Below are 11,377 nucleotides of genomic sequence, written 5' to 3'. Positions count from 1 at the left end.
CCCCCCCCCCCCCCCCCCCCCCCCCCCCCCCCCCCCCCCCCCCCCCCCCCCCCCCCCCCCCCCCCCCCCGCGCCGACGTGCGGAGGTGGTGGGAAGGCGCTTCACTCGGCCGCATGAGACGCACCGCAGGACTGCTGCTCACGGCGGCGCTGCTCGCGGGGTGCTCGGGCGGGTTCCCCGCCGACCCCGACGGCACGCTGGAGCGGGTGACGGGCGACGCCCTCCGGGTCGGGGTCACGGCCAACCCGCCGTGGACCGAGGTCCAGGAGGGCGCGGCGCCGTCCGGGCTCGAGGCCGAGATCGTCGCCGAGTTCGCCGAGACCCTCGACGCCGAGGTCGACTGGACCGCCGGCAGCGAGGAGGTGCTGATCGGCGACCTGGAGGCCGGCGAGCTGGACCTGGTCGTCGGCGGGTTCACCGGGCGGTCGCCCTGGTCGGAGCGGGCCGCGCTGACCACGCCGTACACGACCGTGCCCGACGAGCACGGCGCGCCCGAGCCGCACGTCATGGCCGCCCCGCTCGGCGAGAACGCGTTCCTCGTCCGGCTGGAGACCTTCCTGCTCCAGGAGCACCGGGATGTGCTCCCGTGAGCGGCCGCGGGCCGGCCGGGGGCGGCGTCACCTTCGGGCACACCGAGCTCCCCGAGGAGCAGTCGGCGGCGCTGCGCCGGGCGATCCGGCTCGCGTGGGGCACGATCGCGTTCCTGCTGGTCGGCGTGACGCTCGTCTACCTGGTGATGGGCAGCTCGCAGGCGATGAAGGCCGCCTGGGCGGAGGACCTGCTGTCCTTCATCCCGCCGATCTCGTTCCTGGTGGCCGTGCGGTTCGCGCGCCGTCGGCCGACCACCGCCCACCCGTACGGGTACCACCGGTCGGTCGGCGTCGGGCACCTGGTCGCGGCGGCGGCGCTGCTCGCGATGGGCACGTTCCTGGTGCTCGACTCCGGCAGCGGGCTGCTCGCCGCCGAGCACCCGCCGGTGGGCGTCATGCACCTCGGGGACCACGTGTTCTGGGCCGGCTGGCCGATGATCGGCGCGATGGTGCTCACCGGGATCCCGCCCGTGCTGCTGGGCCGGGCCAAGATGCCGCTCGCGCGCACCCTGCACGACCGCGTCCTGTACGCCGACGCCGACATGAACAAGGCCGACTGGATGACCGCGCTGGGGTCCGTCGTCGGCATCCTCGGCATCGGCGCGGGCCTGTGGTGGGCGGACTCCGCCGCGGCGCTGTTCATCTCCGTCAGCATCCTGCGGGACGGCATCGGCAACCTGCGCGTCGCGTCGGGGGCGCTGATGGACGCGCGCGCGACGACGGTCGACGGCGACGAGCCGCACCCGCTCACCGGCGAGATCGACGCCCGGCTCCGGGCGCTGCCGTGGGTCGAGGACGCGCGGTCCCGGGTCCGGGACCAGGGGCACGTGTTCCACGTCGAGGCGTTCGTCGTGCCCCGGGACGGCCGCGCGCCGGGGCTGCGGGAGCTGGCGGAGGCCCGGGAGGCCGCGACCGCGCTGGACTGGAAGGTGCAGGACCTCGTCGTCGTGCCGGTCGAGGAGCTGCCGGAGGAGATGCTGCCCGGCGTCGCGGCCGCGGAGGGCGAGGACGAGCAGCGCGCGGGGGCCGGCTCGCGCTGACCCGCGCCGGCAGGCCGCCCTCCTGCTGTCCAGCCGCCGCACCGCTGGGCTGTCCTCCCGCCGTCGAGTGCACAAGAGACACGTCGAGTGCCTATCCGCGGGATAGGCACTCGACGTGTCGGTTGTCCTCTCGGCGCGCGGTGGCGCGGGGGAGGAGAGGGTCAGGCCGGGTCAGGCGGTGGTCGCCGGAGCGGACGGCGTCGCCGACGCGGACGTCGCCGGCGCGGACGCCGCCGCCGGGGCCGCGGGCGCACCGCGCTCCGGGCGGACGAAGAACGCCACCAGCACCGCGCCGACCAGCGCGACCGCCGCCGGCAGCAGCAGCGACTGCGCCATGGCGTCCGAGAACCCGCCGGTCAGGACGTCCGGCAGCGAGCCCGCCGCCTCGGCCGCGCCGGTGGAGTCCGCCGCGCCGGGGCCGAGCTCGGCGACCAGGCGCGCCTGGATGAGCGCGGCGATCGCGGCCGAGCCGAGCACCGAGCCGATCTGCCGGGTCGTGTTGAACACGCCGGAGCCGGCACCGGCCTGCGCGCGCGGCAGGTTCCGCGTCGCGGTCGACGAGATCGGCGACCAGAGGCAGGCGTTCGCGACGCCGAGCACCGCGCTCGGCAGCAGCAGCCGCGCCCACTGGTCGGGGTCGGGGCTCAGCCAGAGGAAGAACCACACCAGCGCGCCGGCCTGGAGCAGCATGCCGACCAGGGCGATGTTCCGCGGGTTCGCGGTGTCGACCCGGCGGCCGATCACCGGCGACAGCACCAGGGTCATCACGGCCATCGGCGCGAGCATGAGCGCGGACCGGGTGGGGGAGAAGCCGAGGACCAGCTGGTAGTAGAAGACCAGCGGCAGCGACATCGAGGTCACCGTGAAGCCCAGGGCGCTGATCGCGCCGTTGGCCAGCGCGAAGTTCCGGTCGCGGAACAGGCCGAGCGGCAGCAGCGGCTCGTCCTCCGTGCGCGCCTGGTGCCACACGAACAGCGCGAGCACGACGACGCCGGCCCCGACGACGCCCCACACCGGCAGCCAGCCGCCGATCAGGCCCCAGTCGTAGGACTGGCCCTCCTGGATGCCGAACACCAGCAGGAACATGCCGAGCGCGCTGAGCACGACGCCCAGCACGTCGAACCGGTGCGCGTGCGTCTCGAGCCGCGGCACGAGGCGCCAGGCCAGCACGAACGCCACGACGCCGACCGGCACGTTGACGATGAAGATCCACTCCCAGCCGAGGCCGTCGACGAGCACTCCGCCGAGGATCGGGCCGACCAGCGTCGCGACGCCGGCGACGGCGCCCCACAGGCTCATGGCCTTGCCGCGGGAGTCCGGCGGGAACATCCGGGTGATGACCGCCATCGTCTGGGGGGTCATGAGCGCGGCGCCGAGGCCCTGGACGGCGCGCGCGGCGATCAGCACGCCGATCGACCCCGCGAGCCCGCACGCGAGCGACGCCAGGGTGAAGACCACCAGGCCGGTGAGGTAGACGGGCTTGGGCCCGAAGCGGTCGCCGAGCCGCCCGGTGACGAGCAGCGGGGCGGCGTAGGTGAGCAGGTAGGCGCTGGTCACCCAGATGACCGCGTCGATGTCGGTGCCGAGCCCGGCCATGATGGCGGGGTTGGCGACCGACACGATCGTGGTGTCGACCAGGATCATGAAGAAGCCCACGACCAGCGCCCAGAGGGCGGGCCAGGGACGGGCGGTCTCGGACATGCGGGTTCCTCGCAGGGAGACGTGCTCGCGCGGAGCGGGTGGATGGGGTGCGCGGCGGTGGCCGCGCCGGGTCACCAGGCGATGTCGCCGGACTCGACGCCCTCGATGAAGGAGCCGATCCAGGCGGACTCGGTCTCGTACACCGCGATCTGGTAGGTCAGGTCGATCCAGTAGCGGGCCGGCAGGCCCTTGGCCCGGACGCGCTCGACGCCCGAGCGCAGGTCGTCGAGCTCCGCGGCGAGCCGGGTGCGCCGGTCGCGGAGCAGGGTCAGGACGGTGTCCCGCGGCAGGTTGTGCGCCTCCGCCAGTGCGAGCGGCAGGCGGGGGTACTCGTTGACCGGTGCGGCGATCATCGCGGCGAGCTGCTCGGAGAGCGCGTCGCGGCCGGCCGGGGTGATCTCGTAGGTGGTGCGCTCCGGCCGGTTGCCGGCGCGCTCGGTGCCGACCGCCCGCACGAGGTCGTCCCGGTGCAGCCGGTCCACCGCGTGGTACAGCGAGCCGGGGCGGACCTTGACGATGCGGTCGGTGGCGCGGTGCAGGAGCACCTGGTGCATCTCGTAGGGGTGCAGGGGACGCTCGACCAGCAGCCCGAGGACAGCGACTGCGAGCGGGGTGAGCGTGCCGGCCACGTGATGCTCCTTCTCGAATACTCCACGTGGACTATAGGACGTCTGTCCCATGCAGGGAAGTCCCCGGGCCGTGACGCGAGCCACCGCGACCGCGTGTCAGGGCGCGCTGAGGTCCGCGGTCAGCTCCACGACGGCGGTGTCGGCGAAGGGCGTCTCCGGCAGGTTCGCGCGGTCGAGCTCGCGGGTCACGCTGAGGAAGACGGACCGGCCCTCGAGCGTCCCGGCCGCGAAGGCCGTCGTCGGCGCGCCGCGCAGGTCGGGGCCGACGCCCTCGTCCAGCACGTCGACGCCCACGGCGAGCAGCGCGGGTGCCAGGTCGACCGAGGCCTCGGCGGGCAGCGCCGTCGTCCGCCAGCACCGGGCTCCCTCGCGCGCCCCGAAGCCGTCCGCGCAGTCGATCGGCTCGTAGCCCTCCGGCAGCGCGACGGCGTCGACCGCCACCTCGATCCGGGCCCGCTGCCCGGGCCACCGCTGCTCGTCGACCCGGTGCCGCACGACGTCCACCCAGTACGGCCCGGCGTACAGCGTCAGGGCGACGGTGCCCGCGGCGAGCGGGAGCGCGATGAGGACGGCGGTGCGGGCGCGGCTCACCCCCTGCTCATCGGCGGGACCTGGCGCCAGGCTGAGTCCCCCGGGCGGGTCGCGCTCGTCGAGTGGAAGGTTCTGACCGACACGCCCACGGTGTGTCGGTCAGAACCTTCCACCGTCGGGCGGGCGGAGCCGTCAGGGGCGGGCCAGGAGCTCCGCGACCAGGGCGGGCAGGGCCTCCTCGATCGGCTCGCGCACGACCCGGTCGGCGATCCGGTCGTACGGCGTCGGCTCGGCGTTCACGATGATCACCTCGGCACCGGACTCGGCGGCCAGCGCGGCGAGGCTCGCCACGGGCTGCACCGTCAGCGTCGTCCCCACCGCGAGCAGCACGTCGCCGTCGGTGGCCGCGGCGATCGCGCGCTCCAGCGCCCGGTCGGGCAGCCGCTCGCCGAAGTAGACGACGTCCGGCCTGAGGATCCCGCCGCAGACCGTGCAGGGCGGGTCGGGCTCGGCGTCGAGGCGCGCGAGCACGTCCGCGGTCGGCTGCCGGTCGCCGCAGACCAGGCACGACGTCGTGCGCAGCGTGCCGTGCAGCTCGACGACGTCGTCCGGGTCGGAGCCGGCGGCCTGGTGCAGCCCGTCGAAGTTCTGGGTCAGCAGCGCCTGCAACCGGCTGCCCGCCGCCAGGTCGACGAGGGCGCGGTGCCCCGCCGCCGGCCGTGCGGTCCACGCCGGGTGCGTCCGCCACATCTGCCAGCCCCGCCGCCGGACGTCCGGGTCGGCGACCAGGCGGTCGATCTCCAGCAGCTCGGCCTGCTCCGGGTGCCGGGTCCAGGTGCCGTCGGGCCCGCGGAAGTCGGGGATGCCGGCGCCGGTCGAGACGCCGGCGCCGGTGAGGACCGTGACCCGGAGGCCCGGGGCGGGCATGTGCACGCCTCAGCGCCCCTTGCGGCCGCGGGACGAGCCGGGCCGACCGCCGCCCGGGCGGCCGCGCCCGCCGCCGGAGCCGAACGACGGGCGCCCGCCGCGCGCGGTGCCGCCGCCCCGGCCGGTCGCGCCCTTGCCCGGCGCGCCCTTGCCCGCCGCCTTCCCGGTCGCGCCCTTGCCGGGTCCGCCGGACCGGCCCGCCGCCGCGGCGTCCGTCCGCTCGGCGCCCGCCGACCCGCGCCCGCGCGAGCTGTTCACGGTCCGCCCCCGCACGATGCCGATGAGCTCCTCGACCAGCGGGTCGCCGTCCCGCTCCGCCGGCCAGGCCAGCGCGGCCTGCGACCCCGGCGCGTCCGTCAGGGGCCGGTAGGTCAGGTCCTTGCGGTGGTGCAGGCGGGCGAGCGACTGCGGCACGAGCAGCAGCCCGACCCCCGACGCCACGAGCGCCACCGCCTCCTCGGTCGTCGCGGGCGGCGGCAGCAGCGACGGCTCGCCGGGCGCGTCGGTCCAGCGCAGCACGTCGTCGGCGGGGGTGATCAGCGTCTCCTCGGCCAGGTCGTCCGGCGCCACCTCGTCGAGGGCGGTGAGCACGTGGTCCTTCGGCAGCACCACGACGGTGGTCTCGACGTAGAGCGGGATCGCGGACAGCACGTCGCGGTCGACCGGCAGGCGGAGCAGGGCGGCGTCGGCCTCGCCCCGGGCGAGCACCGCGCCGGCGTCGGCGGCGGGTGCGTGCACCAGCTCGAGCGGCACGTCGGCGACCCGCTCGCGCCAGGTCCGGACCCAGGAGGCGGGGACCACGCCGGGGACGAGCAGCAGCCGGAACCGCTGCGGGTGGTCGGTCGCGGCGGGGTCGGTGGGCTCGGCGGGGGGAGGCTCGGACATCGGCGTCAGCGTAGCCGCGCCCCGCGTCCGTATCCTGGTGGTGTGACCTCCGAGCCCGCCCCCACGCCCGCCCGCCGCGCGCGCACGCCGCAGACCATGAAGCCGGCCACGGCCGCCGCCAAGCTCGGGGTCTACCTGCCCGCGACGCCCGAGGAGTTCCAGGCGGGCCCGGTGTCCCGCGAGCAGCTCGACGACCTGCAGCGGAACCCGCCGGCGTGGCTGGCCGAGCTCCGGAAGAACGGCCCGCACCCGCGGTCCGTCGTCGCCGCGCGGTTGCGGATCTCGACGTCCGGCCTCGCCCGCAACGGCCTCACCGACCCGCTCACGACCGAGCAGATCGACGCGATCGTCGAGGAGTCGCCGGAGTGGCTGCACCGCGAGCGCGCCACCCAGGCCGAGGTGAAGCGCGAGGAGCAGCGGCTCCGGGAGCGCGACGCCGCCCGCGCCGCCGAGGGCAAGGGCGACCGCCCCCGCGGCTGACGCCCCCCTGGCCCTCGCACCTCAGCCGTGGGCCAGGAGCTCCAGGGAGACCACCGCGATCCCCAGGGCGACCTCGGCGGCCAGCACCAGCACCTTCTGCCAGCCCGGCAGCGAGATCCGGCGCACCGCGAGCCAGCCGACGACCCCGAGGCTCGCGACCAGCGCGATCGTCGACGCCCGCAGTGCCCCGTCGACGGTCCACGACCCCGTCGCCGCGACGCCGACGAAGACCATCGGCAGCACCAGCACGCCGAGCGCCCCGGTGCACACGGCCACCATGTGCCGGGCCTCGGCGGCGGTGGGCAGCGCGGCGTGCACGGCGATGTGCGACACCACTTCGGCGAGCAGCACCGCGAGCAGCGTGCCGCCGACGGTGATGAGCAGGGTGGTCGCGGCGACCCCGGCGGTGACGTCCCCGTGCGACCGCAGGGTGAGGACGACGGCCAGCGCCGCGAACGTGACGTAGACCCGCTCCTTGAGGCGGTCGGCGCGCTCCGCCGGGGTGGGCGCGGGGGCGTCGGCGCGGGCTCGGCGGTCCATCGGCCCAGGCTAGGGCCGGCTCACCCGAACGTGTGCGATCCACTCGGCCCGACACCGCGTCTTGTCTTCTGAGGCTTGGCTAACTTAGGTTTGGCTCACCTTCGCCGCGCGGCCCATCGACGGTGCCCCGTGCGCGAGCCACACCCTCGCAGGAGTCGCTTCGTCATGCCCGCACGCCCGTACCCCCGACCCCGACGCGCCGTCCGCCGGTCGGTCCCGGCCCTGGTGGCGGCCGTGGTCGTGGCGGTGCTCGCGGGCTGCACGGGGGTGGCGGGGGCGTCCGGCGGGCCGGCCGCGGTGGCGGGCGACCGGCCCCCGCTGGCCGACGTCACGCCCGTCGACGACCCGCGGGCCTGGGAGGGGGAGCAGACCGCCGTCGCCGCGGCGACCCCCGTCGACCCCGTGGCCGACGACCCGCGGCCCGCGCTGCCGGTGACGCTCACCGACGCGCAGGGCACCGAGGTCACGGTCACCGACACGAGCCGGGTGCTGGCGCTGGACCTCTACGGGTCGACGTCCCGGATCCTGTTCGAGCTCGGGCTGGGCGGGAGCGTCGTCGGCCGCGACTCGTCGTCCGACTTCCCGGAGATCGCCGACCTGCCCGTGGTCACGACGAGCGGGCACGACCTGTCCGGGGAGGCGATCCTCGAGCTCGCGCCGACGCTGATCATCACCGACACCACCCTCGGCCCCTGGGACACCGTGCTCCAGATGCGCGACGCGGGCATCCCCGTGGTCGTGGTCGACTCCCACCGCGAGCTCGGCACGGTCGGCGACCTGATCGGGTCCGTGGCGGCGGCGGTCGGGCTCCCGGACGAGGGAGCCGCCCTCGCCGCCCGCACGCTGGCCGAGATCGACGAGGTCCGGGCCCAGGTCGAGCGGCTTGCACCCGAGGACCCCGCCGACCGGCTGCGGGTCGTGTTCCTCTACCTGCGCGGCCAGGCCGGCGTGTACTACCTGTTCGGCGAGGGCTCCGGCGCGGACTCGCTCATCGAGGCGCTCGGCGCGGTCGACGTCGCCGGCGAGATCGGCTGGCAGGGGATGCGGCCGGTGACCGACGAGGGGCTGGTCGCCGCCCAGCCGGACCTGGTGCTGGTGATGACGAAGGGGCTGGAGTCGGTCGGCGGGGTCGACGGGCTGCTGGAGCAGCTGCCCGCCGTGGCGCAGACCCCCGCGGGCGAGCACCGGCGGATCGTCGACATGGCCGACACCCAGGTGCTGTCGTTCGGGCCCACGTCGGCGCAGACGCTCGACGCGCTCGCGCGGGCCTTCTACGCGCCGGACGCGTCGTGACGGCGCTGCGCGAGCCCGGCGCGGACCGGGCGGCGGTGACCGGCGCCCCGCGCACGCCCGCGCCCGGCCTGGCCCGCACCCGGCACCGCCGCGTCGTCCCGCTGGCGATCGGCCTGGTCGTCGCCCTGCTCGCCCTCGCGGTCGTCGCCGCCGGCACCGGGCAGCTGCGCGTCCCGCCGGCGGAGGTCCTGGGCTCGGTGCTGCACCGGCTGGGCCTGGACGTCGGCCCGCTGCCGAGCCACGCGAACGGCGACGCCGCGCTCTGGACCATCCGGTTCCCGCGCGTCGTGATGGCCGTGCTCGCGGGGGCCGCCCTCGCGACCGCCGGCGCCGTCATGCAGGGCGTGTTCGGCAACCCGCTCGCCGACCCGGGCGTCGTCGGGGTGTCGTCGGGCGCGGCGCTCGCGGCCTGCACCGGCATCGTGTTCGGCCTGAACTTCCTCGGCGCGTTCACGTCCGCGGCGCTGGCGTTCGTCGGCGGCCTGGTCACCACGCTCGTGGTCTACCTGCTGGCCCGGTCCGGTGGCCGCACCGAGGTGGTCACGCTGGTGCTCACCGGCGTCGCGGTGAACGCGGTCGCCGGCGCCGGCATCGCGTTCCTCACCTTCCTCGCCGACACCCAGGCCCGCGAGCAGATCGTGTTCTGGCAGCTCGGCTCGCTGAACGGGACCCGTTGGCAGTACGTGGCCGTGGTCGCGCCGTTCGTCGCCGTCGGGCTGCTCGTGGCCCTGCTGGTCGCGCGGCGCCTCGACCTGCTGGCGCTCGGGGAGCGGGCCGCGCGGCACGTCGGCGTCGACGTCGAGCGGTTGCGCGTCGTCAGCATCGTCGCGGTCGCCCTGCTCACCGCCGCCGCCGTGGCGTTCTGCGGGATCATCGCGTTCGTCGGCCTCGTGGTGCCGCACCTGGTCCGGATGCTCGTGGGCCCGGGCCACCGGGCGCTGGTGCCGCTGAGCGCGCTGGGCGGCGCGGTGCTGCTGCTCGCGGCCGACCTGGTCGCCCGCACGGCGGTGGCCTACGCCGACCTGCCGATCGGCATGCTGACCGCCCTGGTCGGCGGGCCGTTCTTCTTCTGGCTCATCCGCCGCACCCGCCGCCAGGCCGGGGGCTGGGCGTGAGCGCGGCGGCGGTCGAGCTGGCCGGGGCCGGGTACGACGTCGACGGGGTGACGCTGCTCGACGGCGTGGACCTGCGCGTCGATGCCGGCGAGCTGCTCGCGGTGGTCGGCCCCAACGGCGCGGGGAAGTCGACGCTGCTCGGCCTGCTGGCCGGCCACCTGCACCCGACCCGTGGCTCCGTGGCGGCCGAGGGCGTCGCGGTGGAGCGCCTCAAGCCGGCCGACCTGGCCCGGCGGCGCGCCGTGCTGCTCCAGGAGCACCGGCTGAGCTTCCCGTTCACGGTCGCGGAGGTGGTCCGCATGGGCCGGGCGCCCTGGCGCGGCACCGCCGCCGAGGACGACGACGACCGCCTGGTCGCCGAGGCCGCCACCGCCGCGGACGTGCTGCACCTCGCCGACCGCCGGTTCCCGACCCTCTCCGGCGGCGAGAAGGCCCGTACCGCGTACGCGCGCGCTCGCGCCCAGGCCACCCCGGTGCTGCTGCTCGACGAGCCGACCGCGGCGCTCGACCTCCGGCACCAGGAGATGCTGCTCGGCCAGGCGCGCGAGCTCGCCCGCGCCGGGCACGCCGTCGTCGCCGTCCTGCACGACCTCAGCCTCGCCGGCGCGTACGCCGACCGGGTCCTGCTGCTCGGCGAGGGCCGCGCGCGTGGCCTGGGCGCCCCCGCCGAGGTGCTGCGCCCCGACCTGCTCGGCGCCGTCTACCGGCACCCCGTCGAGGTCCTCGTCCACCCCCGCACGGGCGACCTGCTCGTGCTGCCCGACCGCACCGCCCGCACCACCCCGGAGGACCCCCGATGACCCCGACGCCGCTCCGTGCCCTCGCGGCCGCCGCGCTCGCCGCCGCCACCACCCTCGCCGCCGCGGGCCCCGCCGCCGCGGAGGCCCAGGTGGTCGTCGCCGGGGAGGGCGGGCAGGCCGTCGCCGCGGCGGACGCCCCGACGAGCCTGCAGGTGTCGGGCACCGGCTTCCAGTCGGTCCCCGGCGGGTTCGGCGGCGTCTACGTGCTGTTCGGCTGGGTCGACCCGGCGAGCGGTGACGGCTGGCGGCCGTCCGCGGGCGGCGTCACGGGCACCCAGTACCGGTACGCCGTCGACGTGCAGGGCCAGGAGAACGCGGGCTACCAGCGGTTCGTCGCGTTCCCGGGCTCGACGACCGCGGCCGAGGCCAACGGCGGCGTCGTCGCCGAGGACGGCTCGTGGTCGACGGACCTGACGGTCCCCGGCGCGACGCTCACGGCGCTCGACGCCGACGGCGGGACCGTCGAGGTCGACTGCCGGGTGGTGACCTGCGGCGTCCTCACGATCGGCGCGCACGGCGTCGCCAACGCGAACAACGAGTCGTTCACACCGGTGGCGTTCGAGGCCGGGGCCGGGGCCGCGGTCGCGGCGGCGACCGGGCCGGGCACGGCCGCCGAGCCGGACGCCGAGCCCACCGCCGAGCCGACCGCCGAGGTGACCGCGGTCGCGGCCCCGGCGGACGACGAGGCGGGGGGCGAGGGTCCCGGCGCCGCGCCGTGGGTCGTCGCGGGCTCGGCCGCGGCCGCGACGGTCGCGGCCGCCGTCGGCGGTGTGGCCGCGGCGCGCGCGGCCCGGCGCCTGTCTCTTATACCCACCTGACGCTGCCGACGAAGGCCGTGGAGTGTAG

Annotated in this window: 13 protein-coding genes; 7 read left to right on the top strand and 6 right to left on the bottom strand. The window is 76.5% G+C overall.

Annotation, left to right across the window (positions count from 1 at the left end; translation table 11 throughout):
* The first annotated feature begins 113 nt into the window (after positions 1–113).
* Positions 114–590: a transporter substrate-binding domain-containing protein gene (locus tag AC3WUG_RS18475; RefSeq protein ID WP_492329003.1), complete on the top strand. Its 477-nt coding sequence runs from the start codon at positions 114–116 to the stop codon at positions 588–590.
* Positions 587–1,630: a cation efflux transmembrane domain-containing protein gene (locus tag AC3WUG_RS18470; RefSeq protein ID WP_492329002.1), complete on the top strand. Its 1,044-nt coding sequence runs from the start codon at positions 587–589 to the stop codon at positions 1,628–1,630. Before AC3WUG_RS18475 ends, AC3WUG_RS18470 begins: the two co-directional genes overlap by 4 nt.
* A 171-nt stretch (positions 1,631–1,801) precedes the next feature.
* On the opposite strand, the gene AC3WUG_RS18465 is transcribed toward AC3WUG_RS18470, so the two are convergent.
* From AC3WUG_RS18465 to AC3WUG_RS18445, 5 genes are all read right to left on the bottom strand, one after another.
* Positions 1,802–3,331: a DHA2 family efflux MFS transporter permease subunit gene (locus tag AC3WUG_RS18465; protein WP_492329001.1), complete on the bottom strand. Its 1,530-nt coding sequence runs from the start codon at positions 3,329–3,331 to the stop codon at positions 1,802–1,804.
* Positions 3,332–3,402: 71 nt separating this feature from the next.
* On the bottom strand, positions 3,403–3,960 hold the full coding sequence (locus tag AC3WUG_RS18460) for a PadR family transcriptional regulator (RefSeq protein ID WP_492329000.1): 558 nt from the start codon (positions 3,958–3,960) through the stop codon (positions 3,403–3,405).
* Between the two features lie 96 nt (positions 3,961–4,056).
* Positions 4,057–4,551, bottom strand: a complete 495-nt coding sequence (locus tag AC3WUG_RS18455) for a hypothetical protein (protein ID WP_492328999.1) — start codon at positions 4,549–4,551, stop codon at positions 4,057–4,059.
* Between the two features lie 132 nt (positions 4,552–4,683).
* Positions 4,684–5,418, bottom strand: coding sequence for an SIR2 family NAD-dependent protein deacylase (locus AC3WUG_RS18450; RefSeq protein WP_492328998.1), 735 nt, complete (start codon positions 5,416–5,418; stop codon positions 4,684–4,686).
* 9 nt (positions 5,419–5,427) lie between these two features.
* On the bottom strand, positions 5,428–6,303 hold the full coding sequence (locus AC3WUG_RS18445; protein ID WP_492328997.1) for a LysR family substrate-binding domain-containing protein: 876 nt from the start codon (positions 6,301–6,303) through the stop codon (positions 5,428–5,430).
* A 96-nt stretch (positions 6,304–6,399) separates the two neighbouring features.
* Between AC3WUG_RS18445 and AC3WUG_RS18440 the strand changes: the two genes are divergently transcribed.
* The gene (locus AC3WUG_RS18440; protein ID WP_492329005.1) at positions 6,400–6,783 is read left to right on the top strand and encodes a DUF5997 family protein; all 384 of its coding nucleotides are present in this window, start codon (positions 6,400–6,402) and stop codon (positions 6,781–6,783) included.
* Between the two features lie 21 nt (positions 6,784–6,804).
* On the opposite strand, the gene AC3WUG_RS18435 is transcribed toward AC3WUG_RS18440, so the two are convergent.
* Positions 6,805–7,323, bottom strand: coding sequence for a hypothetical protein (locus tag AC3WUG_RS18435; protein ID WP_492328996.1), 519 nt, complete (start codon positions 7,321–7,323; stop codon positions 6,805–6,807).
* Positions 7,324–7,488: 165 nt separating this feature from the next.
* Here AC3WUG_RS18435 and AC3WUG_RS18430 point away from each other — a divergent pair, with 165 nt between their 5' ends.
* The 4 genes from AC3WUG_RS18430 to AC3WUG_RS18415 all read left to right on the top strand — a co-directional run bounded on the left by AC3WUG_RS18430 (position 7,489) and on the right by AC3WUG_RS18415 (position 11,349).
* A complete protein-coding gene (locus AC3WUG_RS18430) occupies positions 7,489–8,616 on the top strand; it encodes a heme/hemin ABC transporter substrate-binding protein (protein ID WP_492328995.1) in 1,128 nt (375 codons plus the stop codon).
* Between the two features lie 68 nt (positions 8,617–8,684).
* Positions 8,685–9,731 (top strand): FecCD family ABC transporter permease, encoded by a 1,047-nt coding sequence (locus AC3WUG_RS18425; RefSeq protein WP_492329004.1) that lies wholly within the window; start codon positions 8,685–8,687, stop codon positions 9,729–9,731.
* Positions 9,728–10,531 (top strand): heme ABC transporter ATP-binding protein, encoded by an 804-nt coding sequence (locus tag AC3WUG_RS18420; protein ID WP_492328994.1) that lies wholly within the window; start codon positions 9,728–9,730, stop codon positions 10,529–10,531. The genes AC3WUG_RS18425 and AC3WUG_RS18420 overlap by 4 nt, the downstream gene beginning before the upstream one ends.
* Positions 10,528–11,349 carry a hypothetical protein gene (locus AC3WUG_RS18415; protein ID WP_492328993.1) on the top strand — a complete coding sequence of 274 codons (822 nt, stop codon included), beginning with the start codon at positions 10,528–10,530 and terminating at the stop codon, positions 11,347–11,349. Before AC3WUG_RS18420 ends, AC3WUG_RS18415 begins: the two co-directional genes overlap by 4 nt.
* The last annotated feature ends 28 nt before the right edge of the window (positions 11,350–11,377 follow it).

The sequence above is a fragment of the Cellulomonas sp. EB106-03-03-XG116 genome (genome assembly GCF_058792015.1).
The sequence above is the reverse complement of the archived record's forward strand: the minus strand, read 5'-3'. Positions and strand labels throughout refer to the sequence as shown.

Bases quoted from the DNA above. Each gene is read 5' to 3' on its own strand.
- AC3WUG_RS18445 (WP_492328997.1), bottom strand. From the start codon at position 6,303: ATGTCCGAGCCTCCCCCCGCCGAGCCCACCGACCCCGCCGCGACCGAC.
- AC3WUG_RS18440 (WP_492329005.1), top strand. From the start codon at position 6,400: ATGAAGCCGGCCACGGCCGCCGCCAAGCTCGGGGTCTACCTGCCCGCG.
- AC3WUG_RS18475 (WP_492329003.1), top strand. From the start codon at position 114: ATGAGACGCACCGCAGGACTGCTGCTCACGGCGGCGCTGCTCGCGGGG.
- AC3WUG_RS18415 (WP_492328993.1), top strand. From the start codon at position 10,528: ATGACCCCGACGCCGCTCCGTGCCCTCGCGGCCGCCGCGCTCGCCGCC.
- AC3WUG_RS18465 (WP_492329001.1), bottom strand. From the start codon at position 3,331: ATGTCCGAGACCGCCCGTCCCTGGCCCGCCCTCTGGGCGCTGGTCGTG.
- AC3WUG_RS18430 (WP_492328995.1), top strand. From the start codon at position 7,489: ATGCCCGCACGCCCGTACCCCCGACCCCGACGCGCCGTCCGCCGGTCG.
- AC3WUG_RS18450 (WP_492328998.1), bottom strand. From the start codon at position 5,418: ATGCCCGCCCCGGGCCTCCGGGTCACGGTCCTCACCGGCGCCGGCGTC.
- AC3WUG_RS18435 (WP_492328996.1), bottom strand. From the start codon at position 7,323: ATGGACCGCCGAGCCCGCGCCGACGCCCCCGCGCCCACCCCGGCGGAG.